The 26,033-nt window shown below is 68.5% G+C and carries 26 protein-coding genes; 12 read left to right on the top strand and 14 right to left on the bottom strand.

Going from position 1 to position 26,033, the window contains the following annotated elements:
- The 4 genes from ACZ5Y0_RS33825 to ACZ5Y0_RS33840 form a co-directional block, all read left to right on the top strand.
- Positions 1–434: cbb3-type cytochrome c oxidase subunit I (locus ACZ5Y0_RS33825; protein WP_469132482.1), on the top strand; the 434-nt coding region annotated here is incomplete at its 5' end.
- Positions 431–781 (top strand): hypothetical protein, encoded by a 351-nt coding sequence (locus ACZ5Y0_RS33830; RefSeq protein ID WP_469132483.1) that lies wholly within the window; start codon positions 431–433, stop codon positions 779–781. The genes ACZ5Y0_RS33825 and ACZ5Y0_RS33830, both read left to right, overlap by 4 nt.
- 64 nt (positions 782–845) lie before the next feature.
- Positions 846–1,775, top strand: a complete 930-nt coding sequence (locus ACZ5Y0_RS33835; RefSeq protein ID WP_469132484.1) for an ADP-ribosylglycohydrolase family protein — start codon at positions 846–848, stop codon at positions 1,773–1,775.
- 685 nt (positions 1,776–2,460) lie between these two features.
- Positions 2,461–3,108 (top strand): NADPH-dependent F420 reductase, encoded by a 648-nt coding sequence (locus ACZ5Y0_RS33840; protein WP_469132485.1) that lies wholly within the window; start codon positions 2,461–2,463, stop codon positions 3,106–3,108.
- A 190-nt stretch (positions 3,109–3,298) separates the two neighbouring features.
- Here ACZ5Y0_RS33840 and ACZ5Y0_RS33845 read toward each other — a convergent pair whose 3' ends face one another.
- On the bottom strand, positions 3,299–4,309 hold the full coding sequence (locus tag ACZ5Y0_RS33845) for an AraC family transcriptional regulator (RefSeq protein WP_469132486.1): 1,011 nt from the start codon (positions 4,307–4,309) through the stop codon (positions 3,299–3,301).
- 63 nt (positions 4,310–4,372) lie between these two features.
- Here ACZ5Y0_RS33845 and ACZ5Y0_RS33850 point away from each other — a divergent pair, with 63 nt between their 5' ends.
- The gene (locus tag ACZ5Y0_RS33850; RefSeq protein WP_469132487.1) at positions 4,373–4,750 is read left to right on the top strand and encodes a DJ-1/PfpI family protein; all 378 of its coding nucleotides are present in this window, start codon (positions 4,373–4,375) and stop codon (positions 4,748–4,750) included.
- A gap of 553 nt (positions 4,751–5,303) precedes the next feature.
- Here ACZ5Y0_RS33850 and ACZ5Y0_RS33855 read toward each other — a convergent pair.
- Complete coding sequence (locus tag ACZ5Y0_RS33855; protein WP_469132488.1) at positions 5,304–5,834, bottom strand: hypothetical protein; 531 nt, start codon at positions 5,832–5,834, stop codon at positions 5,304–5,306.
- Positions 5,835–6,156: 322 nt separating this feature from the next.
- Here ACZ5Y0_RS33855 and ACZ5Y0_RS33860 point away from each other — a divergent pair, with 322 nt between their 5' ends.
- Positions 6,157–6,858 (top strand): TetR family transcriptional regulator, encoded by a 702-nt coding sequence (locus tag ACZ5Y0_RS33860; protein ID WP_469132489.1) that lies wholly within the window; start codon positions 6,157–6,159, stop codon positions 6,856–6,858.
- A 13-nt stretch (positions 6,859–6,871) separates the two neighbouring features.
- On the opposite strand, the gene ACZ5Y0_RS33865 is transcribed toward ACZ5Y0_RS33860, so the two are convergent.
- The gene (locus ACZ5Y0_RS33865; RefSeq protein ID WP_469132490.1) at positions 6,872–7,723 is read right to left on the bottom strand and encodes an LLM class flavin-dependent oxidoreductase; all 852 of its coding nucleotides are present in this window, start codon (positions 7,721–7,723) and stop codon (positions 6,872–6,874) included.
- Positions 7,724–7,728: 5 nt separating this feature from the next.
- Positions 7,729–8,367: a hemerythrin domain-containing protein gene (locus tag ACZ5Y0_RS33870; RefSeq protein ID WP_469132491.1), complete on the bottom strand. Its 639-nt coding sequence runs from the start codon at positions 8,365–8,367 to the stop codon at positions 7,729–7,731.
- 292 nt (positions 8,368–8,659) lie between these two features.
- On the opposite strand from ACZ5Y0_RS33870, the gene ACZ5Y0_RS33875 reads away from it, so the two are divergent.
- Positions 8,660–9,424, top strand: a complete 765-nt coding sequence (locus ACZ5Y0_RS33875) for an MBL fold metallo-hydrolase (protein ID WP_469132492.1) — start codon at positions 8,660–8,662, stop codon at positions 9,422–9,424.
- Positions 9,425–9,738: 314 nt separating this feature from the next.
- On the opposite strand, the gene ACZ5Y0_RS33880 is transcribed toward ACZ5Y0_RS33875, so the two are convergent.
- On the bottom strand, positions 9,739–10,203 hold the full coding sequence (locus ACZ5Y0_RS33880; RefSeq protein WP_469132493.1) for a MarR family winged helix-turn-helix transcriptional regulator: 465 nt from the start codon (positions 10,201–10,203) through the stop codon (positions 9,739–9,741).
- Between the two features lie 765 nt (positions 10,204–10,968).
- On the opposite strand from ACZ5Y0_RS33880, the gene ACZ5Y0_RS33885 reads away from it, so the two are divergent.
- From ACZ5Y0_RS33885 to ACZ5Y0_RS33905, 5 genes are all read left to right on the top strand, one after another.
- The gene (locus tag ACZ5Y0_RS33885) at positions 10,969–11,931 is read left to right on the top strand and encodes a GlxA family transcriptional regulator (RefSeq protein ID WP_469132518.1); all 963 of its coding nucleotides are present in this window, start codon (positions 10,969–10,971) and stop codon (positions 11,929–11,931) included.
- A 580-nt stretch (positions 11,932–12,511) separates the two neighbouring features.
- Complete coding sequence (locus ACZ5Y0_RS33890; RefSeq protein ID WP_469132494.1) at positions 12,512–13,657, top strand: XdhC family protein; 1,146 nt, start codon at positions 12,512–12,514, stop codon at positions 13,655–13,657.
- A gap of 160 nt (positions 13,658–13,817) precedes the next feature.
- A complete protein-coding gene (locus tag ACZ5Y0_RS33895; RefSeq protein WP_469132495.1) occupies positions 13,818–14,249 on the top strand; it encodes a nuclear transport factor 2 family protein in 432 nt (143 codons plus the stop codon).
- 199 nt (positions 14,250–14,448) lie between these two features.
- The gene (locus ACZ5Y0_RS33900; RefSeq protein WP_469132496.1) at positions 14,449–15,021 is read left to right on the top strand and encodes an RNA polymerase sigma factor; all 573 of its coding nucleotides are present in this window, start codon (positions 14,449–14,451) and stop codon (positions 15,019–15,021) included.
- A complete protein-coding gene (locus ACZ5Y0_RS33905; protein WP_469132497.1) occupies positions 15,018–15,641 on the top strand; it encodes a hypothetical protein in 624 nt (207 codons plus the stop codon). The genes ACZ5Y0_RS33900 and ACZ5Y0_RS33905 overlap by 4 nt, the downstream gene beginning before the upstream one ends.
- Before the next feature lie 348 nt (positions 15,642–15,989).
- Here ACZ5Y0_RS33905 and ACZ5Y0_RS33910 read toward each other — a convergent pair whose 3' ends face one another.
- The 9 genes from ACZ5Y0_RS33910 to ACZ5Y0_RS33950 form a co-directional block, all read right to left on the bottom strand.
- Positions 15,990–16,880: an NmrA family NAD(P)-binding protein gene (locus ACZ5Y0_RS33910; protein ID WP_469132498.1), complete on the bottom strand. Its 891-nt coding sequence runs from the start codon at positions 16,878–16,880 to the stop codon at positions 15,990–15,992.
- A gap of 156 nt (positions 16,881–17,036) precedes the next feature.
- Positions 17,037–19,151: a xanthine dehydrogenase family protein molybdopterin-binding subunit gene (locus ACZ5Y0_RS33915; RefSeq protein ID WP_469132499.1), complete on the bottom strand. Its 2,115-nt coding sequence runs from the start codon at positions 19,149–19,151 to the stop codon at positions 17,037–17,039.
- A complete protein-coding gene (locus ACZ5Y0_RS33920) occupies positions 19,148–20,158 on the bottom strand; it encodes an FAD binding domain-containing protein (protein WP_469132500.1) in 1,011 nt (336 codons plus the stop codon). Before ACZ5Y0_RS33920 ends, ACZ5Y0_RS33915 begins: the two co-directional genes overlap by 4 nt.
- Positions 20,155–20,706: a 2Fe-2S iron-sulfur cluster-binding protein gene (locus ACZ5Y0_RS33925; protein WP_469132501.1), complete on the bottom strand. Its 552-nt coding sequence runs from the start codon at positions 20,704–20,706 to the stop codon at positions 20,155–20,157. Before ACZ5Y0_RS33925 ends, ACZ5Y0_RS33920 begins: the two co-directional genes overlap by 4 nt.
- A gap of 7 nt (positions 20,707–20,713) precedes the next feature.
- A complete protein-coding gene (locus tag ACZ5Y0_RS33930; protein WP_469132502.1) occupies positions 20,714–21,991 on the bottom strand; it encodes an MFS transporter in 1,278 nt (425 codons plus the stop codon).
- Positions 21,992–22,294: 303 nt separating this feature from the next.
- Complete coding sequence (locus ACZ5Y0_RS33935; RefSeq protein WP_469132519.1) at positions 22,295–22,741, bottom strand: DUF5709 domain-containing protein; 447 nt, start codon at positions 22,739–22,741, stop codon at positions 22,295–22,297.
- A gap of 266 nt (positions 22,742–23,007) precedes the next feature.
- Positions 23,008–23,964, bottom strand: a complete 957-nt coding sequence (locus ACZ5Y0_RS33940; RefSeq protein WP_469132503.1) for a zinc-binding dehydrogenase — start codon at positions 23,962–23,964, stop codon at positions 23,008–23,010.
- A 144-nt stretch (positions 23,965–24,108) separates the two neighbouring features.
- A complete protein-coding gene (gene wrbA, locus ACZ5Y0_RS33945; protein WP_469132520.1) occupies positions 24,109–24,711 on the bottom strand; it encodes an NAD(P)H:quinone oxidoreductase in 603 nt (200 codons plus the stop codon).
- A gap of 465 nt (positions 24,712–25,176) precedes the next feature.
- Positions 25,177–25,854, bottom strand: coding sequence for an HD domain-containing protein (locus tag ACZ5Y0_RS33950; protein ID WP_469132504.1), 678 nt, complete (start codon positions 25,852–25,854; stop codon positions 25,177–25,179).
- Positions 25,855–26,033: the final 179 nt, after the last annotated feature.

Here is a 26,033-nt window from a genome sequence, read left to right on the forward strand (position 1 = left end):
CCGGCAAGATGCTCGACGAGCGCCTCGGCAAGATCACCTTCTGGACCCTGTTCGTCGGCTTCCACGGCACCTTCCTGGTCCAGCACTGGCTGGGCACGAACGGAATGCAGCGCCGGATTCCCGACTACCTGGCCGTCGAGGGCCTGACGGTTCTCAACACGGTGTCCAGTATCTTCTCCTTCCTGCTCGGGCTGTCCCTGCTGCCGTTCTTCTACAACGTGTGGAGGACCGCCAAGTACGGCAAGAAGATCGAGGTCGACGACCCGTGGGGCTACGGCCGCTCCCTGGAGTGGGCGACCTCCTGCCCGCCGCCGCGGCACAACTTCCTCACCCTGCCGCGGATCCGCTCGGAGTCTCCAGCCTTCGACCTGCACCATCCCGAGGTGGGCGTGATCGGCGTCGAGTCGCACGAGGCTGCGAGGGCCCTTCGATGACCGCGTGGGACAACCGGCCGATCGACGCGGGCGTTTTGATCAACGAGTTGGAAGGCCATCTCCTGATCGAAGCCACCCGCAGCGAGGGACGGACGGAAGCCAGCCGTTTCACCCGGCAGTTCGGATGGCTCACCGACACCCAGCGTGCTGAGGTCGAGGAGCGTTTCACGGAGGAGTACGTCGCGCTCGCCCGACTCTCCTGGCAGCACATCACACGGCGTGGCGCGGAACTCCGAACCGAATACCGGGAGATGTACCGCCTGCTGCGTCGCCGACTCCTCGCGGCATGCGTGCTCGGTATCGCGCTCCTCATGTCGGCGGCCATGCTGATCGCCTCGATCGCCTGACGTGCCGCCGAAGGAGGAGAATCGGGCCGCGCGGACGTCGGCGCGGCACGGTTAACCTGCGTGTATGCAGCGGATTCAGCGGGCCGCCGGCGCGGTCGTCGGCTCAGCGGTGGGTGACGCCCTGGGCGCCCCTTTCGAGTTCGGTCCCCAGGGAGCGTTCTCTGCGCGGTTTCCCGCGCCTGGTGCCGGTGGCGAGATGTGCGGAGGCGGTGGCTGGGACCCCGGAGAGGCCACTGACGACACACAGATGGCCATCCTGGTCGCGGAGTCGCTGCTGGAACGGGGCGGGCTGGATCTGCCGGACATCTTCGCCCGCTTCCAGCGGTGGGCGGCATCAGAGCCGAAGGACATCGGCTTGCAGACCGAAGACGTCCTGACCAACGGCATGCCCTGGGACCTCGCCGCCGCGATCCATTTCCAGGTCGACCAACGAGCGGCGGGGAACGGCTCCTTGATGCGGGCGTCGACCTCCGCGGTCCACTTCGCGGCCGCCGGCCAAGAAGCCACCATGGACGCCGCCCGCCGCATCGCCGCCCTCACTCACGGTGACCGCGCGGCCTGGGAAGGCACCGCGATCTTCCACGAACTCATCCGCGTCACGTTCGAGGACACCGACCCCCTCACCGCACTCCCCGACGTCCTGGCTCTTGTCCACCCCGACCACCGCGGCCGCTACGCCGCAGTCCTCTCGCCCGACTGGCACCCCGATCAGGCGACCGAGTTCAACGGTGCTGTCTGGCCCTGCCTGGGCTCCGCCGTCTGGGCCCTGCGCTCCACCACCGGCTTCGAAGACGCGATACGCGCGGCGATCGACCTCGGTGGTGACACGGACACCGTCGCCGCGGTGACCGGAGGCCTCGCGGGGGCGTACTACGGGCTGGACGCCATCCCCACCCGCTGGACCCAGCCGCTCCATGTCCCCCTCCCGGGATTCGACGGGCGGGTGCTGCGCCTGGCCGAACTGCTTCACCTCGCACGCCGCCTCGGAGGCTGAACCGGTCCTGCTGCACGACGGCACCCGGTGCGCAGGCCGGCGGTCAGCCGCAGTCGCCGACCAGGGACTGCGTGTGCGGGACCACTCGATCAGCATCGACATGCCGCGCACCCCGACGAAGCGCTGCCCGCATCCGCTGCACCTGACCAGTTGGGCCCTGCCTGCCGGGAGGCTCGGCTCAGCGTCGTCCCGGAAGGGGCGAGTTCCCATGGAGCGGCGGCCACCTGACACCGGACCCGGCCGTCGTCACCCTGGGCGGTGAAGGGCACGGCGAGGAGGAGTGGTGCAGCCGCCGGCCGTCGGGACCATCGGTGAGCCAGGGGCGGTCGCCCAGGGACACCAGTGCGTAGGGTTGGCCACCTCGACGGCGATCTCCGCTGCGCCTGCCTGTGCGCGCGTCGCTCGGGACTCCGGCACGCTGCTCGCGTGCTGCGCTGCCGTCGACTGTCCCCACAGGTCAGCCACCAACTCCGACTCGGTGTCCTCGGCCCTCGCGACAGGGTGGCAACGTGGTCCCACGCATCCGCGGCCACGACATACCTATATCCATGGTCTCGTGCGTCGCCGGTGTACACGCGGCCAGGTCCTCCGGCTCTCGGTTGTACACGAAGAGAATGTGGCTAGGATGCTGCACAATTGCGAGATTCACGGCGGTTTGTCACTCGACCTCTCGAGAGGATGTTCCATGACAGTCATCGCCATCATCGGCACCGGAAACGTCGGTTCCCACCTGGCGCGGCGGGCAGTCGGGGCGGGCCTTGAGGTGGTTCTCGCGAACTCGAGAGGCCCGGGCAGCCTCGGTCAGTTGGTCGATGAGCTGGGAAGACACGCATCGGCGGCCACGGTGGAGGAAGCGGCCAGGAAGGCCGAGCTGGTCGTGGTGGCGGTCCCCGTCCACCGCTACAGCGATCTCCCTGCCGACGCTCTCGAGGGCAAGGTCGTGATCGATACGGGCAACTACTACCCGGACTGGAACGGCCACGTCGCAGAGCTCGACAACGAGAGCACGACGACGGCGGAGCTGCTCCAGCGTCACCTGTCCAAGAGCACTGTGGTCAAGGGCTTCAGCAACCTCGCGGCCGCCGACATCGTGAATGACGGGACAGCGGAGGGGACACCGAATCGGCGAGCCCTCGCCATCGCAGGCGATGACGAGCAGGCGAAGCAGCGGGTCGCTCAACTGATGAACACCCTTGGCTTCGACGTGGTCGACGCGGGTCCCCTGTCTGAGGGCTGGCGGTTCCAACGCGACACCCCCGCCTACGGTGTGCGGCACAACGCGCAGGAGATGCAGGCCGCCTTGGCGGCCGCCAGGCGTTATCGCGACATGTAGGCGATGACGAGAGCCCGAACAGCACGGGCCGACGGGGCTGCCGTCAGCGGACGCGGTCGCGCCATTGCCGCCACGCCAGCAAGCACAGGCCGCTCCTCGCCTGCCAGGAACAGGTGCGCGCCGGAGTCGCGTTGTGGTCCCGTCGAGCTGCTGCACCGCTCGACCGGGACGGACAGCTGTGGTGCCGAAGCTATACGGACGCACCCGACGTCAGCCGGCGAACGCTTTGGGGGGCAGCAGTGGCGTCCTGCTTGCGGGACTCACGGCGGTAGCTCCCTGGAGGCGTGCCGAGTTCACGTTTGAAGGCGAGCGCGAATGCCGCCTCGGAGCCGTAACCGACGGCATCGGCGATGGTGGCGATGGTCTGGTCGGTCACGGTGAGCTGGTGTGCCCCCAGTTCCAGGCGCCACCGAGTGAGATATTCCAGCGGTCCCTGGCCGACGACGGACTTGAAGCGCGCGGCGAGTGTCGAGCGGGAGACGAGCGCGACGTCCGCCAGCAGGCGTACCGTCCAGCGCCGGGCCGGGTCGGCGTGGATGGCGTGGAGGGCTGCGGAGACCACGGGGTCGCGCAACCCCTGAAGCCAGCCGGTTCTGTCCGGCTGCTGGGTGAGGTGGTAGCGGACGACGTCGACGAGCAGCACGACGGCCAGGTGCTCGGTGATGACGTTCGAGGCGAGGCCGCCCGTGCGGGCCTCCTGGTCGATCCTGGTCAGCAGGTGGGGGAGCATCGCCGCGCCCTCGGCATGGGCGGGGAGATGGATCAGCGGAGGAAGGGCGTCGAGCAGCAGCTCGCGGGCGCGTCGGCCGAAGGTGAAGCTGCCGCCGACCAGACGGGCGCTCACCGGCTGGTCGAGCGGGCCGGTCTCCGCGCTGGTGCCTCCCGTTGCCCTGAAGAAGGGCGAGGCCGGCTGCACGGTACTGCGTGGTGAGGTGCCGAGGACGAATTCCTGAGGGCGGGTGAGAAGGAAGGAGTCGCCGGCGCGCAGAGTGACCGGATGGTCCAGGCCGTCCGTGTCGATCATGCACGACCCGGAGAGGACGGAGTTGAACTTCGCGCCGTCAGGGGCCGGGAAGCCAAGGGCCCAGCCTCCGTGTCCCGTCAGCGTCGAGGCGCGTCCGGCGCGTACCTCGACAAGCCGGAGCACTTCTTCGAGAGGGTCCACTGAGGCTGGACGTTCTATAGCTGAAGAAGGACTCATGATGATTTCGAGTCTAACTCGCGGCTCCTACGGTGTGAGCAGAAAGCACCTGAAGGAGCTGCTGTGGCTGACACCACCACCCGTCCAGCCGACAACCGAGTGGCCCTGCCGACCGGCGAGTCGTCCCGGGGCCGCGTCGCCGTCCTGACCGCCGACAAGGTCGAGGACGTCGAGTTCTTCTATCCCTACTACCGCTTCACTGAGGCCGGCTACGACGTCGACGTCGTCACCCCGACCGGCGGTGAGCTGACCGGCTACCGTGGCATGGGCATCCAGGAGACCGTCGCTCTCGTCGACGTGGATCCGGCCGACTACGACCTGCTCTACGTTCCCGGCGGTCTCGCTCCCACTGACACATGCGGTGTCCCAAGACACCCGGCACGCAGGCGGCTGCCACCAGCGCACCGCTCACCGTCACGATCAGAGCGAGCGACACGCTGACCGCCGACGGCGCAAGGGCCTGGCTCGAAACAACCCTGTGAGCACTGCCGCTGCGGAGTCGTGAAGGAGCGCGACTTCGTTCGTGGAGGCCCGGCCGAGCCTGCGCCTTCTCAAAGGTGCCGGCGATGTTCGGCCTTCCCGCAACCGCCCGGGTTCCACCGGTGAGCGGTCGAGCGGGCTGCCGCCTGGCCGTCACCACGGTCGGCGGTTGCGCCCGACGTGCGACTAGGAGGCCGGAGACGGCCGGACGCGTCAGCGGATACCGGTTGGACACCCGCCCCTTGTCCAGATCGACCTGACCGGCGTCATCGGCGGCGTGCCAGACCTGTGTGCCTCCGTCCGTCCCGGCGGCCGACGCGGCGAGCAGCGCCGCGGACATGTCCGAGCGGACCGCAGTAGCACGATGGAGTCCGGGGCTCGTTCGCTGTCTGCTGCTGAAGCGGTCGGTTGTCAGCCCCTGTGCTCCCCGTCCCCGTCCCCGCACACGAGGAGGGGCACGCCCATTTCGGGAGACGAGTGCCGCGTACGGAGACCGGTCGCTGTATGCGGCGCTTCAGCCTGCTTCGACGAGTGTGTACATGACACTATGCTTCTGCTTGTGTCGCGCAACAGCTCCTCGGGCAACCAGGCCCTCCAGCGTGTTGCGCACTACCTGATTGCTGGTGGAGCGATCAGGATGCTTCTGCAAGCACTCCCGCCAGACCTCCTTCGCCGCGCGCGGCTCACCGTGACCACTGAGCAGATCCAAGAGGATGTCTCTGAGGAGGGGTTGCTGAGCGTCGCTTCCGCGACGTTCCTGCGTGCTCGGCGCAGGACGGTCACCGGTCGGCGCATCGAGCGACGACTCGTTCGCTGCGGGACCAGCGGCAGGCGGCACTTCCTCCTGCCGCTGCGGGGCCGCACCCGAGTTCGCCGCGGAGTCCCTCGTCAGGTCGAGAATCTTCAGCAGCAGCTCCTCCTCCTGCCGCAGGACCTCCAGATGACTCAGAAGCTCCGCCTGCCGACGGCGGTTCTCCTCCAAGTCCGCCACGGCCTGGTCCGTGTAGCGCGCCTTGAGCGTGACCGGGTGCGATTGCATAGCCATGGCCGTTGCTCCTTCGTGTATGGATGACGCTGCGCATGTTACTCAGGGTCCCTCTCCATGAACCCCGCTGGCCGCGCGACGGTACGACCGATCGCAAAGCAGCGCCACGGCGTGGCCGTACGGGCACGTTTCTCCGATCGCACCGACAGGTTCGGCGAATGCCGAGCATGCTTTATCGAAAACCACGCGAATGCGGTGCGATGCGCAGCGGATCGGCAGCCCGGACGGCGGCTCCTCGCAGACACGGGTTACGCACTGTTGCTCAGCGAGGTCGGTCGGCCCGCGGTCGGTCGGTCCACGTCACCGAGAAACACTGACGAACGTGACGAACGCCGTGGGTGATCATCTGGAAACGGGTAAGGTACCGCCTCGAACAGCAATCCGCAGCCAAGGTGAGGAGCAGATGGCCACCAGGAGTTACCGATCATCTCGTCGCGCGCAGGGGGCTGCGGAGACCCGGGCGGCGATCCTGGCAGCTGCGGAAGAGCTCTTCGTCACGGAGGGTTACTCCTCTGTGACGGTCGCGAAAATCGCCGCGGCCGCCGACGTGGCGATGCAGACCGTCTACGCGAGCACGGGCGGTAAGGCGGACATCCTCAAAGACCTCCTGGCACCCGCCATCGAAGACCCCAGCGTCGCCGAGACGATGCGGAAACTCTTCGAGACGGATGATCCGCGCGAAGTCATCAACGCTACGGCGCGGGGGACCCGGCAGGCACATGAGAGGCACTGGCGGTTCTTGGCGGCGCTGGTGCCGCAATGTCACGCGGAGCCGACGGCCTCAGCGGTGCTGGCCGCCGGCAACGCGGAATACATCAAGGCGTTGACGGCGGTCGTCGAGCGTCTTGAGCAGATGAACGCGCTGCTGCCCGGTCTCGATGTGAGCAGGGCGGTTGATCTGCTGTGGTTCTACGTCGGCCAGGATGCCTGGTTCAGCCTCGTGGCACATCGGCACTGGAGTTTCGACGAGGCCGAGGACTGGCTCGCGGGGGCCGCGAGACGAGCCTTGCTCGCGGCCCCGTGAGCAGCGCCAGATGTCAGGCGGCGAGGTCCGCCAACCGGTCGACCTGGCTGATGTCGTCGGACCAGCAGCCGAGCATCACTTCGTGCGCCCCGAGATCGCGGTAGGCGTCGATCGCCTGCCGGATCCCGGCCCCGGTCGTGATCATCTCCTTGGCGCTCAGCTCGGCGAACTCTGGCGCGAATCCGTAGTAGCGCAGCATGTTCGCCCGCGCGCTCTCTACCGTCGACTCCGGGCCCAGGGCGACATTGAGCTGCCCGATCAACACAGGTCGACCCTCTCGCCCCGCCTCCTGCCACTGCCGGCTGACCAGGTGGAACATCCCGCCGGCCTGCTCGGGCAGCGCAGCGCACAAAAACCCGTCGCCCCAGCGAGCGACACGTGCGAGGGCTTTCGGTGCGAAGGCACCGAACAGCAGTTCTGGTCCTCGAGGGCTCAGAGGACTCGGCCCCACGGCGCCGACGCCCTCGGCGAGGGAGGCACCGGACCAGACCTGCCGCATCACCGCCAGTTGCTCGTCGAGGCGCCGACCACGCCGGGCGAAGTCGGCTCCCACCACGCGGAAATCGTCGTCGCGGGCACCGACTCCCAGCCCGAGGGTGAAGCGACCGCCCGAGAGGCGGTCGAGTGTGGCGCACTGCTTGGCCAGCAAGACAGGCTCACGCAACGGTGCCAGCAGGATCTCCGACTGTAGGCGGACGCGCGTGGTCACGGCCGCCATGGCGGCGAGCATCATCATGGTCTCAGGGTTGTCGTAGACGATCCGATCGGGCAGGCCGATCCGGTGGTACGGGCCCTGATCCGCCCGCTGCGCCCAGGACAGCAGCGACTCGTGATCGACGAACGGTATGGCGAGGCCGAGTTCCACCGCGATCAGCTCGCGGCCGAACCGGACAGCACCGCGAGATCTGCCCGCGCCTGCTCTCGCATGGCCGGCACGAACTGCTGAGCCGGCTCGGGCAGCCCTGACAGGACGAGAGCCACCTCCTCAGGTGTCCCCACTTCGTCGAAGAAACCCACCGTGAGGTGCGCGGCCTCCATGGGAGAAGTGGCGATGACCTGCTGGGAGAAGACCGTCCAGCTCTCGGGTGACACGTGCTGGGCGAGTGCGGGGAACAGAATCGGCTCCTCGTGCTCGAGATGGCGATGAACGAGGACCCGGACCTGCTCGGCCGCCCTGTGCAGGTTCTCCCTGTCGGCGTCGCCGGCGATCGGTGCCGACTCCAGTGCGTGGAGTGCCGCGTCCAGCTGGTCGTGCTCCTCGCTGAGGGAGCCGAGTTCTGCGGCCACGTCGGGCGCGGCCTCGACGATCATCGGCCAGAGCTGTCGGTCCTCGGTCTCGTGGTGATGGCGCAGGTTCTTCACCAGGTACGTGCGCAGTTCGTCCAGGGCCTTGAGAGGCACGGACGGGCGCGGAGCTGCCTGGGCCAGCAGGGTGGTGGCACGACGGTGCACATCATGGCTCAGCCGCGTCTCAATGACAGCGACAACCTCGGTACCGGAGCGATTCATATTCTGCACCCTAATCGATAAAGGGAGCTCTATCCAAATAGTTCACGTAGCTAAACCCCCGCCCCCGAACCTGCCGTGCCAGGCTCGCTGACACCGCGCATAGCGGGCCCTCCTCCGTCTCACGTGACAGACGAGGCACATGCACCTGTCGACCCACGTGTACCTTCACTGCCACACACGTATATGACTCAGCGACCCACCCGGAGCGCATCCTCATCCGGCGCACGGCCCCAGCCGGCGGCAGGCGCCATCCCCCGCTCCGCTGCGGAGGGTCGCACCGGAAGGACAGTCCATGGCCAAGACCCTGCGGTCCGACGATGTGGTCCGCGTCGACGAGGGCGTCTATCTCGTCTCGGGCAGCAACACCAACTGGATCCTTGTCAAAGAAGGCGACGCGGTCACCCTCATCGACAGCGGCTACCCGGCCGACTACGAACGCCTCCTCGCCTCCCTGTCCTGTATCGGAGTGTCTCCCGGCGCCGTCCACGCCCTGCTGGTCACCCACGCCCATAACGACCACATAGGCACAGCCGAGAGTCTCTGGGCGATCCACGGCATCCCCGCCCTGATGCACGAGGACGAACTGCCGCACGCACGGAGAGACTTCCTTCAGCAGGTGACCGTCGGCCAAGTGCTCCGGCAGGCGTGGCGCCCGAGAGTCCTGCCCTGGGCCGTACACGCCATGGCGTCGGGCGGCACCTTCGACGTTTCCCTCACGTCACCCCGCTCCTTTCCCGCAGCAGCACCGCTCGACCTACCCGGCGCCCCGACGCCCGTGCCCACACCCGGACACGCGAAGGGTCATTGCGCCTACCTGCTCCCCGGCAGCGGCATCCTCATCAGCGGGGACGCTCTCGTCACTGCCCATCCCACCTCGCACATCGCAGGCCCCCAACTACTGCCCACCATGTTCGACGCCGACCGCGCACAGGCGCTCACGTCCCTGCGAGCCCTGGAGAGCCTGGACTCCGACATCGTCCTGCCCGGGCACGGGCCCATGCACCACGGAAACCTCAAAGAGGCTGTGGCCATCGCTCGTGAACGCGTGCGCCAGTGACACGAGGACGTCACCTCGAGGGAACGGCCCCACCACTTTGCACCTGGGCCGCCCCCACCTGAACGACGATGCGAGCAGGAGGAGGGGCGGGGCCGACCGGCCCCGCCCCTCCACACCTCAGGGCGGCCTGCATCACCGCGACGCCGACCCGTTCCTGTCCTTCCCCGGCCTGTGGCGCACCGGGTGAGGGGAATCTGCACGCCGCGGCAGCCCGCGCAGGCCCGCATGATGCTGGCGGGGCGACGGGAGGCGCTGTGCACCGCGCCGTCGGGAGCCCGACGTCGATCTGTGCCCGCGACGGTACAGCGCGGTCCTCAGCCGTCGGCGTCGATCCTCTCCAGGACCAAGTCGCTGATCTCTGCCAGCAGGGTGATCTGCCCGGGGGTGAGATGGTCGAGGAACAACGCCCGGACGTCCTCGACGTGCCTCGGGGCCGCGGTGGTGATCGCATCCCGCCCCTCCCGGGTCACTGCCACATAGGCCCCGCGCCGGTCGTCAGCGCACTCCGTACGCTCGACCAGTCCCCGCTTCGTCATGCGGGCCACGTGGTGGGACAGCCGGCTCTTCTCCCACCCGAGGGTCCGGGCGAGTTCGGCCATTCGCAGCTGACCATGAGGAACTCGCGTCAGCTCGGCGAGGACCGTGTAGTCGGCGCCGGAGAGCCCGAACTCTCCTTGCAGGGACCGACCCGTGCGGTGAACCAGCACGTCGTGCATGCGGAGCAGGCCCCGCCAGGCTCGCTCCTCGGTCGTCGTCAGCCAGCGCGGTGAGTCACTCATGATTCCACTGTACAAAATGTTGACATCTCATGCATCTCTGCCCATCGGGGTATCGGGTTCTCCCCACCGTGAGGTGTGCCGCGCATGCGGAGAGTGGGTCTGTGGAGAGGTCCCGGTGATCCTGCGGTCGAGAAACCTGCCCTATGAGGCAGTGGGCTTGCCCTGATCCAGCGAATGAGCCGGGTATTTCAGAACGGACAGTGGCCGAAAATGGCCTGATCGCTCCAGGCTGATCGGGATGAAAGGGTGCTGCCGTGGCCGATATTCGCGATATGTGAGCAGCTCAGACGGGCATGGTGGACTCACTCCGAGGACCGTCCCGGTGCTTCGGTACGTCGCGCCGGACCGCTTCGGGGCATCCAGGGCGCCGACCCGGCCGGGTGGGAGCCCGGGTCTTCGACGGACGGCATCCGCACGATCCAGAGCGTGACGCCGGGCAGTGGCGTGAGCGGCGCCATCACTCCTGAATTTCACCATAATTGCAGCTCAGAGGGCTTGCGCATCGCGATGGCGGACCAGCGGCGAAGGGCCAGTCACTCCGCCGAGCCGCTCCGCGCGCCCAATCCGCCTCCACGCGGCAGAGCCATCGTGCGGCAGGCGGCACGGTTTTTCCATGACATCGGTGATGCAGTCCCTGATGGCTGTCGCATCGTCCACAGCGGGCGTCGTCCGCGGCGCCATGTGGTTGTTACACCGCACCGCGGCCACATGAAAGTCACCTCTAAACAATTGACATATCCACAAGCGGATTCCTACGATCGCCCCATGAACGGATCAAATCCGGACACGACCGTGACCCGTAGAGTGGCCCTTCTCGTGGTCGACGGTGTGTCCATGCTCGATGTCGCTGCACCGTCCGAGGTCTTCGCTGAGTCCCGTCACTCCAGTAGGAACTACGACCTCGTCGTCTGCTCGCCGGACGGCGGGAACGTGACCACCGGCAGTGGGCTGCCCCTGCAGGCCGACTCCAACGCTCACGACGAGGGGCCGCTCGACACCGCAATCATCACCGGTGGCTGCGGCCTGCCCAACCGGACCCTGACCCCGGAACACATCTCCGCAGCGCGCCACCTCGCCGGCCGCGCCCGGCGGGTGGCCAGCGTCTGTACCGGAGCCTTCGTCCTGGGCGCCGCAGGCCTCCTCGACGGCCGCAAGGCGACGACGCACTGGCATCACACGCGGCGCCTCCAGGAGCTGTACCCGCGGGCCCAGATCATCCACGACAGCGAACTGGTTGCGGACGGCAACCTGATCACCTCCGCCGGGGAGGGTGCCGGGATTGCGCTGACTCTGCAGCTGCTGAAGGACGACCAGGGAGAGAAGGTGCACAGCGTTGTGGCGCGGGATCTGGTGGTCTACCAACCCCGATCCGCCGGGCCCGCCGACGAGGCTACGACCGCCCCTCGCAATCCCGTGGTACGCAAGCTGACCGAGGAGATCGTGGCGGACCCCTCGGCTCAGTACACTCTGACCGACCTGGCCTGCCGCGCTGCGGTCAGCCCGCGCCACCTCTCCCGCCTCTTCCAGGAAGAGCTGCGGACCACCCCTGCCAAGTTCGTGGAACAGGTGCGGTTCGACACGGCGCGATCCCTCCTCGACCGAGGTGAATCCGTCACCGATACCGCTTTCATGTCAGGCTTCGGCAGCATGGAGACGCTACGGCGTGCTTTCATCGCCCGCCTGGGAGTCTCTCCGCGCGCCTACCAGCACCGCTTCAAGACCGCGTAGCTTCGTCAGGCGATCGGCGCCGCCTGGCAGCCGGTCTGTCGCGGTTCCGGGAGCCCGCCCCCTGCGGCGCTCCGCATGTTCCCCCTCCCTCGCCGCTTCTTCGCGGCGGTGCCCATCCCGGTCGCCTGCCCGTGGGTCAGCGCGCACCCGCTGCGCGAGCGGTCGAGCAGCTGCTTCGTGCGCGTCCTGTCCCGAACGAGCCCATGCTCCGTCACCGCCGACCCACAACTCCACCGCTCTACGGGCACTAGGCAGGCCAGCACCTGTTGCCGCACGGCACCGAGCTCACACGGACACTCCGGGGGTGCACGTCGTCATGGAGGCTCCCTCCGCACCACACGACAGCGGTGCGGGCCGCAGGTGAAGAGGGTGCGCTGAGCAACGTCGCCTTGTCCGGCGGCAGGTGCTCGTCCGGCTGCGCACCACGATGACTTACCCCACGACCTGTCCTGTTCGACGTTCGACGGGTATCTCGCGTCGTGTGCACGGAGACGCCTCGGCGAGGAGAGAGGGAGGCACAGGTCAGGCGGATGGGCATCCCCAAGTGATCCCCTCGCCCTTGCCCAGGTCAGGAGTGCACATGTTGGACATCGCCAGACAACTGGCGCGATGGATCGACGAAGAACGCGACTTCGCGGTGGCCACGGTCACGTCAATCAGCGGGAGTGCACCACGAGCAGCGGGAGCCGCCCTGGCTGTCGCATCGGACGGCACCGTCATCGGATCCGTCTCCGGCGGATGCGTGGAAGGCGCCGTCTACGAGCTGTGCCGACAAGCTCTCCGGGACGGCAGGACCGTCGTGGAAAGCTTCGGATACAGCGACGACGATGCCTTCACGGTGGGCCTGACCTGCGGTGGCAGCCTCGATGTTCTGATCGCCCCCGTGCGCCGAATGGACCCTGGCCGGGCAGTTCTCGCGTCCGCCGTGAGAGCTGCCGCACACAACGTCGCCACGGCAGTGGTCCGGGTAGTGGCAGGACCGTCCTCCCTGCTGGGGGAGGGGCTGGTGATCTCGGCCGACGGAGTGCGTCATGGTGGCTTCCACCGCCCGCCCGGACTGGACGCGGCCGCCGTGGCTGCGGCCCGCGCTCACCTCGCAGCCGGCCGCACCGGCATCGTCGCTGTGGGCGAAGACGGATCGTCCTGCGACGCGTCGCTCGCCAAGCTGGTGGAGGTGAGCGTTCCCGCACCACGGTTGATCATCTTCGGCGCGACAGACTTCGCCGCAGCCCTGGCCCCCGCCGGGAAGCTTCTCGGCTACCACGTCACCGTCTGCGACGCCCGCCCTGTGTTCGCAACGGCCGAGCGCTTCCCGGTTGCCGACGATGTCGTCGCGACGTGGCCACATCGCTACTTGGAATCGACCCCCACGGACGACCGCACAGCACTGTGCGTGCTCACGCACGAGGCGAAGTTCGACATCCCCCTGCTGCAACTCGCGCTGCGGCTCCCCGTGGCCTACGTCGGGGCCATGGGGTCTCGACGTACGCACACCGACCGTCTCGAGAGACTGCGCTCGGCCGGCGTCACCGCCCCCGAGTTGTCCCGGCTTTGTTCCCCGATAGGACTCGATCTCGGTGCCCGAACCCCTGAGGAGACCGCCCTGTCCATCATGGCGGAGATCGTCGCCTTGCGTCACGGTGGCAGCGGAGCCTCCCTGCGGCTGTCGAACGGCCCCGTCCATCGCGACCCGACGACGCGGCAACCCCGACCCGTGGCCGGGTGACGCTTTCTTTGCAGACGTTTCGCCACCCGGCGCGGCAGGCCCGCCGTATGCCGCCGTTCACGACCCGCACGGAGCCCAAGGCCGTACGCGAACGCCCGGCCTCTTCCTCGAGCCGGCGGTCACCCCACGCACACCGCACTAAAAGAAAGAGATCACGATCATGACTGGTGACGGCACGGCTCGCATCGAGGCCCTCAAGGCGCTCTGCGATCGCTGGGAAAGGGCCTGGACCGAACTGGACGGGGACGCGGTCGCGCGCTTGTGCGCCGAGAACCTGCGCTATGACGAGCCCGCCCTGGGCGACACCAGGCACGGCCGGGAGGCCGTCCGACGGCACGTGATGGACATGGCGCGCACCTTCCCCGACGGTTCCTCGTCTTTCACGCGGCTCGGCCTGTACATCGAGGTCGACCGACCTGCCATGGTGGTGGCCTGGCGGTTTCAGGGGACGCCGATCGGTACCGATCGACCCATCGAGTTTCACGGCGACGACCGTCTGGAAGTCGGTGAGGACGGCCTCGTACACGCCTACCGAGGGCTGTACGACAACCGGCTTGTCGGCAAGTTGCTTCGGGCCGCGTATGGCAACTGAGCGGCTGGGACAGGCGAGCGCACACAACTCCGGCTTGCTTCTGCGCGCGGACCGTAGGGGCGCCGGCCCACCGCCCCACGCAGCCGACGACACCCGCGACATTCCCTCTCCTCACGATGCGAAGGGGATCGGTGTCCACGCCGTGGCGCGGGGGCCGAAAGGAAAAGTCCGCAGCCGGACAGGGCAGGGCGTGGAATCCATGACGGAAGAGCAAACATCGAGGGAGCTGCGGTCCCGCTTCGAAGCACTGGTGCACACAGTGGCGGAGCCGCTGCGCAGGTTCCTCCTGCGGCGCACGGACGCCGACACGGCCGAGGACGTGCTGGCGGACACTCTGCTGGTTCTGTGGCGCCGGATCGACGAGGTGCCGATGCTCGCACAGCAGCAGCCGCTCAGCCCGGACGAGGTCCTGCCGTGGTGCTACGGCGTGGCCCGCGGCTGTCTGGCCAACGCGCAGCGCGCACTGCGGCGCAGAGCGCGGCTGAAGGAGCGACTGGCCCGGATGCCGCAGCAGCCGCCGGCGGCGGGCAGCGCCGACCACAGCGGCCTGTACCAGGCGCTGAACACACTCCGTGCGCTGGACCGCGAGGTCGTGCTCTTGTGGGCTTGGGAGGAGCTGGCTCCTCGCCAGATCGCGCAGGCGACCGGGCTGACCCCGAACGCCGTCAGCATCCGGCTGCATCGAGCGAAGCGGAAGATCGCTGCCCAACTCGAGCGAAAGAGCGCACTCGTTGGCGGACATGAGACGGACGAGGAAAGGAGCGATGGATGAAAGACGACGAGCTGCTGGCTCACCTCAGGGCAGCCGACCCGGCGGCGACCGCATCGGCTCCGACACCCGACATCGACCGTCTTGTGGAGGCCGCCATGACCACCGAACGCACCGCCCGTACGTCCGTCACCGACGTCCCGATCCGTGCCGGTCGACCGCTGCACCGCCGTCGTCGCTCTGTGCTCGCGGCGGCCGCCGTGGTCCTGCTGCTCGTGGGTGGTGGTGTGACCTGGAAGGCGGTGGCCGAGCACGGATCGGACAGCGATCAGGCACCCGCCGACACCCCGCTGGCTTTGACCCTCCCGACTGGCGGCGCCGCCAAGTGCATGGAGCCCACGGTCGACCTGCTGCGCAAGTTCGAGGTCGCCTTCGAAGGGTCCGTCACCAGCCTGAAGGACGGCCAGGTCGTGCTCCGGATCGACCGCTGGTTCCGCGGGGGTGACGCCGACACCGCCCAGCTCACCAACGACTCGGCCGACGGCGGGAGCGAGACCCTCGTGTTCGAGGTCGGCCAGAGCTACCTCGTGACAGGCCAGGACGGTGTGGTCCCGGTATGCGGCGGCACCAGCCCGGCCACGGCGGAAGGCGAAGCTCTCTTCCACCGCGCCTTCGACAAGTAGCGGCGCCCACGGCTGAGGTCCGCCACCGTCCACTGCACAGGGCAACGCATGGTGACGGCCCTGCTCGTGCAGGACTCCGCCGGCCCTCGAGCCTGCCGCGGGCGCGCACAGCGGGCTGTGCGCGCCCCGTTGGACCGCGAGGATCCTCGAACCGGGAAGGCCGGCTCATCGTGGGCCGCGCCACCGTCGCGGGCGGCAGGAGCCCTCCACGGTGACGCCGGCCGGGGCTGTGTGCCGACGAGGTGAGAAGCCGTCGCGGCCGGCTGCGCGATGGGGGACGGTCGCGGGGCGTGCGGCAGCGCTTGCCCGGCCGGTGGGGGGACTGCCGCATCAGCGGCCATTGCGCTGTCAGTCGCTGTCGGTCGGAGCCGGGGAGAAGTCAGCGGCACGGTCGCGGGCGAAGTCGCCGATGGTGCGCGGGGCGGAACCGGTCGTCCTCTCGACGGTGTCGGTGACAGTCGCGCCGTAACCCAGCCGCAGGATGCCGTCGTAGAGGGTAGCGATGTCCTGCGCGTACTCGGTGGTGTTGCCGGCGTCGATGTACCGGCGCAGGAAGTCCTCTCGGGTCGCGTCGATGTGGCTGAGCGACCGTCCCACGACCTCACCCACACGGCTCAGCGCCTGATCGACGGTGAGTGCCTCCGGACCGGTCAGGACCAGGTCGCGATTGTCGGAGAAGCCGGAGGTGAGTTCGACAACCGCGACGTCAGCGATGTCCTGCGAATGGATCATCGCCATTGCCCCGTCGCCCGTCGGCAACGCCAGCTGCCCGGAGGCGTCGATCCAGGGTATGTACTGAAGCAGATTGTCCATGAAGAACGCAGGCCGCAGCACCGTGTACGCCAAGTCGTTCGCTGCCAGTTCCTGCTCCGCGGCGTAGTGCACGCGGGCCAGGGCCAGGGGCGCGTCGGGTGAGGCACCGCCGACGCTGAGTTTGACCAGGCGCCGCACCCCTGCCCTGGCGGCTGCCCGGATGACCTGCCGCTCCTGGGCGAGCTGACCGGATACGTTGGCGGTCACCAGGAACACCGCGTCGATGCCGTCCAGCAGCGCGGGCACCGCCTTTTCATCCGCGAGGTCGGCGACCGCGACCTCCACGCCCGGCAACTCCCGCGAGCGCAGCGCCGCAGCACTCTCCTGGCGGTGCACGACACCCCGTACGCCGACGCCCTGCTCGGCGAGCGTATGGACCACCAGGCGGCCTACGGTGCCCGAGGCGCCTGTGACGAGTACCTTCATGTTGTTGCTCCTTGTGGATGTGGTAGCCCTGGCAGGCCAGGGTCTTCCGCTTGTTGCCGTGCCCTGGGGCAGCGACGGGCCGGTCACCGAAGTGAGGGCCACCGGCATGAGCGGACAGGACCAGGCGACGGCGCACCGGACCTGTCCGTCGGCGTCCTAACGGCCACTGGTTGCTCCCAGGGACGTCCGCACGTCCTCCAGGTGCAACGGCAGGTCGCGAAAGCGCGCGCCAGTGGCGTGGTGCACCGCGTTGGCGATGGCGGCCGCCGCACCGACCACGCCGATCTCACCTATTCCCTTGCCTCCGAGAGCGTTGAGCTCGTCGTCGGCTTCGGGCAGCATGACGACGTCGATGTCACGGACATCGGCGTGCGCGGGGAAGTGATAACCGGCGAGATCGGACTGGACGAAGTCGCCGTACGTGATGTCGATGTCGGCGGCTTCCATCAGCGCGCCCCCGAGGCCCATGATCATTCCACCGCGTAGCTGGGACCGGGCGGTCCGGGGGTTGATGATGCGACCGGCCGCGAAGACGCCGAGCATCCGCCGCACCTGGATCTGACCCGTCACGGTGTGAACGCCGACCTCGGCGAACTGAGCGCCGTAGGCGTTGCGGCTGACGTCCTTCATGGCGCTCACCTCATCGGTCGTGTCGGCCTCCACCGTGACGCCGAGCTGTGCGCCTGCCTGAAGTCTCTGTTTCAAGGCACGGCCAGCCTTGTCGACCGCCCATCCCCAGGAGGCAGTGCCCAGAGAAGCGCCGGCGAAGGCGGCCGCGCTGTAGGAGGCACGGCCGAGGTCGAGGCGCACGCGCTCGATCGGGACCTCCAGCGCGTCTGCGGCGATCTGGCTGAGCACCGTCCTGGAGCCGGTGCCGATGTCCACGGCGCCGATGGCGACGCTGAAGGTGCCATCGGTCTCGGCGGTGGCGGAGGCGCGGCTGGGCACCGTGAAGACGGGATAGCGGGAAGCCGCCACTCCGGTGCCCACGAGCCACCGGCCGTCACGGCGGATGCCTGGACGCATGTCGCGGCTTGCCCAGCCGAAGAGGTCGGCACCTGTCGAGAGGCACCCGACGAGGTTGCGGCTGCTGAACGGTCTGCCGTCGGATGGATCGACCGAGGGTTCGTTGCGGAGGCGCAGACGGATGGGATCCACGCCCAGCTGGTAGGCGAGCTCGTCGAGGGCGCATTCCAGGGCGAACATACCCGGTGTCTCCCCGGGTCCGCGCATCCAGCCGGCTGAGGGAACATCCAGGCGTACCGCGGTGGCCGTGGTCCGGGCGTGCTCGGCCGCGTACATCATCCGCGCCGAGCTGGCGGTCTGGTCGACGTAGTCAGACAGCGCAGACGTCATGTGCTGGGCTTCGTGTACGACGGCGCGGAGCTTACCGTCGCGGTCGGCACCGAGCCGAAGACGCTGGACAGTCGGCGATCGGTAGGTCGCATGCATGCTCATCAGGGACCGGTTCCACGCCACCTTCACGGGCCGGTCGACCAACTTCGCTGCGAGTGCCGCCAGCACGGCCGGGGGACGCGGTGACGCCTTGGCGCCGAACCCTCCGCCGACATGGTCGCAGACCACCTCGACGTCGTCAGCGCCCATCCCGAAGAGCGCCGCGAAGGCCTGGCTGGTGTTCGAAGGCCCCTGTTCGGAGCTGTGGAGGGTCAGCCGCCCGCCTGTCCAACTGGCGATGGTGGCGTGGGGCTCCATCGGATGCGGATGCTGAGCGGGCGTGGTGTAGGCGACGTCCAACACCACCTCGGACGTCTTCAGGGCGCGGTCCGCGTCCCCTCGAACGACATTGCCCGGCCCGAGGTCGCCGACCATGGGTGGCACGTAGGCGCGCGGGTCCCGAGGACGGAACTCCACCTCGTGCGGCCGCTCGTCGTAATGCACGACCACGCTCTCCGCGCCTTCCCGCGCAGCCTCCAGCGAGTCAGCGACGACCGCGGCGACGATCTGTCCCCGATAGGCGATCTCGTCCGACTGTAGGACGTACAACTCGGGCACCGCCGCCTGCTGCACGGGACCGAGATCGATCGGGGATCTCAGCCGGACGGCGTTGCCTGCGTGCAGGACGGCCACCACGCCGGGAACGCTCGTCGCGAGGCGGGTGTCGAGATCCGCGACCCGGCCCTTGATGATGGTCGAGGTGACCGGCCACGCGTACAGGACGCCGTCGACGTGGTGCTCGTAGGCGTAGGTGGCCGCTCCGGTGACTTTGGCCCGTGCGTCCTGGCGCTCGAACGGGGCACCGACCGCGCTCATCGCGTCACCATCCGGTCCTCCGCGCTGCGGATGAGGTCTGCCAGCAGCGCCCCCGTCACATCGGCGACGAGGTCTACCTTGAACGCGTTGTGCGGCAACGGGGTGGCGTGCCGCAGTTCGGCGCGCATGGCCCGTTCGAAGAGCCGCTTGGAGGGTTGGTGGCCGCGCAGCTCGGCCTCGGCCATGGAGGCGCGCCACGGCCGCGGGGCGACGCCACCCCAGGCGATGCGGGCCTGGGCGATGCGCCCGTCCTCCTCGAGGACGACCGCTGCCGCGGCGCTGACCACGGCGAACGCGTACGACCACCGGTCGCGCACCTTGTGGTACCGCGAGGCCGTGCCGGCGGGTGGGGCGGGAAGCTCGATGGCGGTGATGAGTTCGCCGTGCTGCACCACGGTGTCCCGGTCGGGGGTCTTGCCCGGTGGGACGTAGAAGTCCCGCAGGGCCACGGCCCGCGCGCCGACGGTGCCCCGGATGTGCACGACGGCATCGAGGACCGACAGAGCCACGGCCATGTCCGAGGGCTGTGTGGCGATACAGGAGGTGGACACACCGAGAATGCCGAGGTCGCGGTGTGCACCGGTCCGGGCGGGGCAGCCGGTTCCGGGCACTCGCTTGTTGCAGGGCTTGCTGACGTCCTGGAAGTACGCGCAGCGGGTCTTCTGCAACAGATTGCCCGCCATGGTGGCGCTGTTGCGCAGCTGCCCGGAGGCACCGGCGAGGATGCTCTCGGACAGCACCGGAAAGTTCCTGCGGATGTGGGGATCGCCGGCGACGACCGCGTTCGTCGCGGTGGCCCCGATGACGACGCCCCCGTCCGCACGGTGGACGACGTGGTCCAGCGGCAGATGGGAGATGTCGACCAGGGCACGGGGCCGGCGAACTCCGAGCTTCATCAGGTCGACCAGATTGGTGCCGCCCCCGAGGTACATCGCGTCCGCGTCGGCGTTGACCGCCTGAACGGCGTCCTCGATGCTCGCGGCCCGCTGGTAGGCGAAGCTCTTCATCGGTTTCCCCCCGTCGCCGCGACCTGGGAGATCGCGGCGACGATTCCGTGGTGGGCGCCGCATCGGCACAGGTTGCCACTCATGCGTTCGCGTATCTCGTCGGAGGTGAGTGCGGACGCCGACTCGACTCCGGCCGCCACGTCGGCGGTGGCGTGGCTCGGCCAGCCGGCGTCGGCCTCGGCGAGCGCTCCGAGTGCGGAGCAGATCTGCCCCGGGGTGCAGTAGCCGCACTGCATCGCGTCGTTGGCCACGAAGGCCTGTTGAAGCGGGTGCAGGTCGTCACCTTCCGTGAGGTCGGCGACTCCTTCGATCGTCGTGACGGTTGCGCCGGACACGGAGACGGCCAACTTCAGGCAACTGTTGATGCGCTGCCCGTTCAGCAGCACGGTGCATGCGCCGCACTGTCCGTGGTCACACCCCTTCTTCGTGCCGGTGAGCCCGAGATGCTCCCGCAGCAGGTCGAGCAGGGTGACGCGGTGGTCGACCGTCACCGACTTCTCGGCGCCGTTGATGATCAGGGTGACTTCGCTTCGGCTGGGTTTGCTCACTGGATTCTCATTCTCTGCCGGGTTCCGCTGCTGCTGGCTGTGCGGCTGGGCCGGGCGAGGGCGCCGGACCGTCGAGGAGACCGCGCAGCCACGTGGCGCTGAGGAGGACTGTGATGAGGGCGGGCACAGCGAAGACGGTGTAGTCGGCGGGCAGGCCGAAACTGTCGACGACCAGGCCGCCGATGAAGGAGCCCGTCGCCAGCGACAGCTGGCTCGTGGTCACGAACAGCGCCAAGCCGCCCTCGGCTGTGTTTCCGCGCATCATGTAGGTCTGGAGGGTGATGGGAACGGCTCCGTATGCCAGCCCCCACAGGAACAGGGCGACGACCGCCGCAGTCTGGGAGTGCCACTGCCCGAGGGTGACCATCGACACGGCGAGGAGGCCTGCTGCCGTGCCCAAGGTGACGGGGATGCTGCGGTCCAGGGCTGCCCCGGCCGCGAAGTTGCCGATGAATCCAGCCAACCCGTAGAGCAGAAGCAGCACCCCTACCGTCGAAGGGGAGAAGCCCGCCTGATCTGTCAGGAACGACGAGACGAAGGTGTAGGCCCCGAAGTGCCCGAAGAACAACAGAGCGGACAACAACAGGCCCATCCGCACCCGGGCCCGGCGCAGGAGCCCGAGGACGTCACCGGCGTGGAGCGCACTGGCTGCGGGCATCTTCGGCAGAGTGCGCAGCTGCACCAGAAGGACGGCGATGCTCAGGGCGCCCGCGGTGGCCATCGCAGAACGCCAACCCCAGTTCTGGGCCACGATGTTGCCGACCGGGAGGCTGACCACGGTGCCCGCCGAGATGCCGGCCATCACCAGAGAGGTGGCTCGGGTGAGCCGCTGCGGCGGCACCAGGCGGGGTCCCACTCCCACACCCATGGTCCAGAAGGCGCCGATGGCGGCGCCCAGCACCAGCCGTGCCGCTGTGAGGGTGGCGAAGTCGGGGGCGACCGCCGCGAGCGCATCGGACAGCGCGACGACGCCGGTGAGGCCCCACAGGACCGAACGACGGTCCAGCTGCCCGAACACCAGAGTGAGGACCGGTGCCGCGACAGCGGCCAGGAGACCGGGCAGCACAACGGTCAGGCCCGCGCGTCCGGATGACACGTCGAACTGGTCGACGACATCCGGCAGGACGGCGATCATGACGAATTGGGACAGGACGAGGGCGAAGGACGCCGCAGCGACCGCGCTGACGGCCGCCCAGCCGCCTCGCCCGTGGCCCCCCGGCCCGGGCTGCTGAAGCGCATGCGACGAGCCATGGCAGGCCGGCAGTGTGCCTCGTGCGAGCTTCACGCCGGCTCCCGCCTCATCCCCTGCGGACGGGCCGGCAGGCAGTTGGGGTGATATGTGCTGGGACACTTTTGAGCCTCTCCATCAACCAAATGCGCCGAAGGCGGCGGCGATCCCGACGGATGCCGAGAATGCGGGGTCCGAGCCGCTGGATCCCGTACGCCGGCCTTCGCAGGGCGCGTGGCAACCCTGGCCACGGCCACTGCATCGTCTTCTGCATGGCGAGTGATCGCCCATCGGCACCGGCTGGCCCCGGTCAAGCCGGCGCCCGTCACGCCCCACGGCGCCGGCGCTTGCCGCACCGGATCAGTATTCGGTCTCCCGGATGATGTGGATGGCCGCCTCTTCCGCCGAAGCGCCGGCACCATCCAGGCCCTGATCGAACGCCAACAGATCGGAGTCGGTGACCTCGTGCGCTCCTTCGTCGGGCGCGACCAGGCGCCCTGCCCGCTCGTAGCCAACCTCGTCGTCGATCGGTTCACCGTCGGTGTCCCAGGCGTCTCCGATGCCATCGCCCATCTCGAAGCCGACATCTGGCACTTCCTCCGCCAGGCGCTCCTCCAGGGTCTCCCCCCGATGCTGCTCCGATGCGGTGACCCCGCTGTGCTCGACACCCCAAGGCCGCTCCGGGGGCGAATACCCTTCGTCGAGGGCCTCTTCACCGCCCCGGTAGTCGAGGGTGTCCAGCGCGTCCAGGACGCCGATGTCGTCCTGCACCTCCGACCCGTCCGGCTGGTAGACGTCATCTCCCATGGCTTCGTCGATCAAGGGGGCTCCTCGGTTTGTCAGAAGGACGGTGGCGCTGCCTCATCCGCAGGACCGCGTGGCGTTTCCGAACACCACAGGTGCCGAGTCGGCCATCCGCGGTCCACAACGTCATGGGCGAACGGGAAGAAGAAGGACTGAAGGGCTACGAGGCGCCTCCACGGTGATGGCCTGTCCGGTAGAACCGACGAGTAGTGGCAGGCACCGTCCGGGCTGGTGTGCTGCTTCGATCGTCTCGAGGCGCGGCGGGGGCGTCAGACGACGAGCACGGCCAGACCGGCCAGCTTGCGCGCGGCCATGTCCTCGTGGGACCGGGCGGCGTCGGTGAAGGCGTACCGGGACACCATGAGGTCGTGGAAGACCCCGTCCCGCATCGCCTGGAACAACTGCTCCGACGCCTTGCCGACCGTGGACGAGTTGACGTACTGGGGAACGCCGCCACTCACTACCTTGACGCCCCGGCGAGACAGTTCGGCGGCATCCATGTCCGACTGGCCCGACGCGGCACCGATAGCGGCGATCTTCCCGTGGGAGCGGACGGCTGCCGCAGAAAGCGGTGCTGTCGCGCGTCCCACGAAGTCGAAGACCACATCGACACCCTCCGGAGCGACTGCCCGGATCGCGGCGAGGGCGTCCGGGTCCTGCGCGAAGACGGCGTGGTCGGCACCCGCCTTCACCTTGTCCAGTTTGTCCTTCGACCCGGCGACGCCGATGACCGTCGCGCCCGATGCCCTCGCCCAGCGCGACAGGATCGAGCCGACGTTCCCTGACGCTCCCTGCACGAGCACCACTTCACCAGGGGCGATGCTGTGCAGGGCGCGTATGCCCATCCAGGCTGTCAGACCCTTGGCCAGGAAGCCCGCAGCCTGCTCGTCGGTGACGTCCTGGGGCAGGGAGATGAGGGAGGCCGCATCGATCAGCCGCTCGGTCGCGTAGGCGCCGGCTGAAGCGAAGTAGCCGACACGGTCACCGACGGAGAATTCCGTGGTCTCGGGACCGACTGCTTCCACCACGCCGGAGGCTTCGGATCCCAGCACCAGCGGAAGCGTGCTGTCCACGCTGCCGTCGCGCACCATGGCGTCGAAGAAGTTGACGCCGATGGCCTCTTGCCTGATCTTCACTTGCCCGCGTGCGGGCTTCCCGACCTCAGCGGACTCGATCCGCAGCACGTCGGGGCCTCCGTGTTCGTGAATACGGATGACCCTTGCCATGGGTGACTCTCTCCCTGGGCGGCAGCGGCCGGCCGCGAAACCGACCGCCGCAGATGTGGACTGGGGTTGCGATGCAAGACGGGCGGCGTCAACAAGACCTGCACAGCGCCTTCAGGCTCCGGCAGGTGCCAGCCGCCTCGTGGATCAGCCGCGGAGGCGATCGGCGATGTCGGCAAGGTGGCGGCCCTGGTATCGAGCCGCTTCCAACGTCGCCTGGTCAGGGCCCTCACCGCCACCGCTGGGCCAACTGGTGCCGTACGGGTTGCCGCCCGACGCGAACAGCAACGGGTCGGTGTAACCGGGGGGCACGAGGATCGAACCCCAGTGGTAGAAGACGTTGTTCAGAGCGAGCAGGGTGGACTCCTGGCCGCCATGACGGTTCATCGCCGAAGTGAAGCTGGTGGCCGGCTTGTTGTGGAACACGCCGGCCTGCCACAGGCCTCCGGTCGAATCGATGAACTGCTTCAGCTGCGACGCGATGTTCCCGAACCGGGTGGGTGTGCCGAAGGCGTAGGCCGTCGCCCACTCGAGGTCCTCCAACGTCGCCTCAGGCACTTCGTGCTTGGTCGCGTCCGTGTGAGCTCGCCAGGCAGGGTTGGCGTCGATCGCGCTGTCGGGCGCCAGTTCGGAGACGCGGCGCAGGCGGACGTCCGCGTTGCGGCTCGCTGCCCCCTCTGCGACGGCCTCGGCCAGTTGATGCACGTTGCCTGTCGCGCTGTAGTAGATCACGGCAACACGAACACCCATGGCGAACTCCATTCGAGTGGTATCCATTGCGCAACCGGCCATCGCCCGTGGTCATCGCCATGTCGGCTTCGACCCGGACGCGGTCGTCGGCGTGAGGTGTTCACCAGACTGCCCCGTCGATCTGCCCTATGCCCCTCAGTAATGGGCACGAACTCCACGGATCAGGACTTCTTCGTCTGGGCCCTTGCCGGCGATCCCGGCAGGCGTCACGGGCACCCTCCACGACAGGAGTCACCCCCGTTCGGCGGCACACCTGGCAGCCCTGGGGGATGTCGAAGACGCCGGCGAGACGCCCTCGCGTGGGCGCTGAGGCACTACCCGCATACAGGGGACTCTGACGGATGCCGCGGGATGGAGGTGCGGAACCGAGGTCCGGCAGCAGACCTGACAGCGCCTCGCACCGACTGGTTGCCGCACTTCGCAGAGCAGGTCCCCAAGCCGGCCATTAAACGTCCGACTCGATCTCTAGAACGCTTCGTTCACGCCCGTATGCTCCGGATCGGCGAGGTGGGCAGCGAGCAGCCCGCCGGGCCAACTCGACGCCGGAGCCTTGCTCGGGCGCCCGACGGCTTGGGTTACGACGGCATCACCGAGCACGACCTCGATGTCAGCACGTGGGAACTCACGCAACGCGGCCCTCAGATCTTGCGGGATCACGCCGGTGCCGCTGCCGAAATCGGCCGTCACTCCCAGGCGGACGAAGCGCGTCAAGGGGCTCATCCTCTCCGCAATGCCTGGGGACGTGTGCAGAGCCACAGCCTCCCAGACCTGTCTGCGCAGCTCGGGCTCGATGCCGCGCTCGGTGAGGAACCCCGAAGCCGCGTCGGCTCCCTCGACCTCGAACCGCTGAGTGCCGTCGTAGATGGTGGCGGTGCCGGCGTCGTGGAAGAGGCACGCTACGGCCAGGGCTTCTCGCTGTTCCGGTGAGAGGGGCGAAAGGCTGCCGGCCGCGTGGTCTGCAATGAGCCAGACGCGGATGCTGTGAGCGAGTATCGCCGGGTGCAGCACATCGCGCACGTGCTCATAGGCGGCAGTGCCGAGAGAGCCGCCGAAAGATACGTCCATGCAGGTCCAGCCTTGATCGTTGGGGGCGCTGTCAACAGTGCACAGCGGTCGCGAACTCTGCTCGTCGAGGATATCCACTACGGCGCGGGCACACACACCCACGTGGAGGCCGACCCGTCGAACAGCGACGGCTGCTCCTACGAGGGGCACCCTGCCCACGCCGCTGGGCGCCACCTGGTCATTGCCGCACCGAGACGGCGCGGATCGGTCGGATGCCGCCGCGCCGAGCGCGCGGCCTGCGCGCCGGGAGACTCAGC

The organism is Streptomyces sp. NPDC033216 (assembly GCF_055577115.1).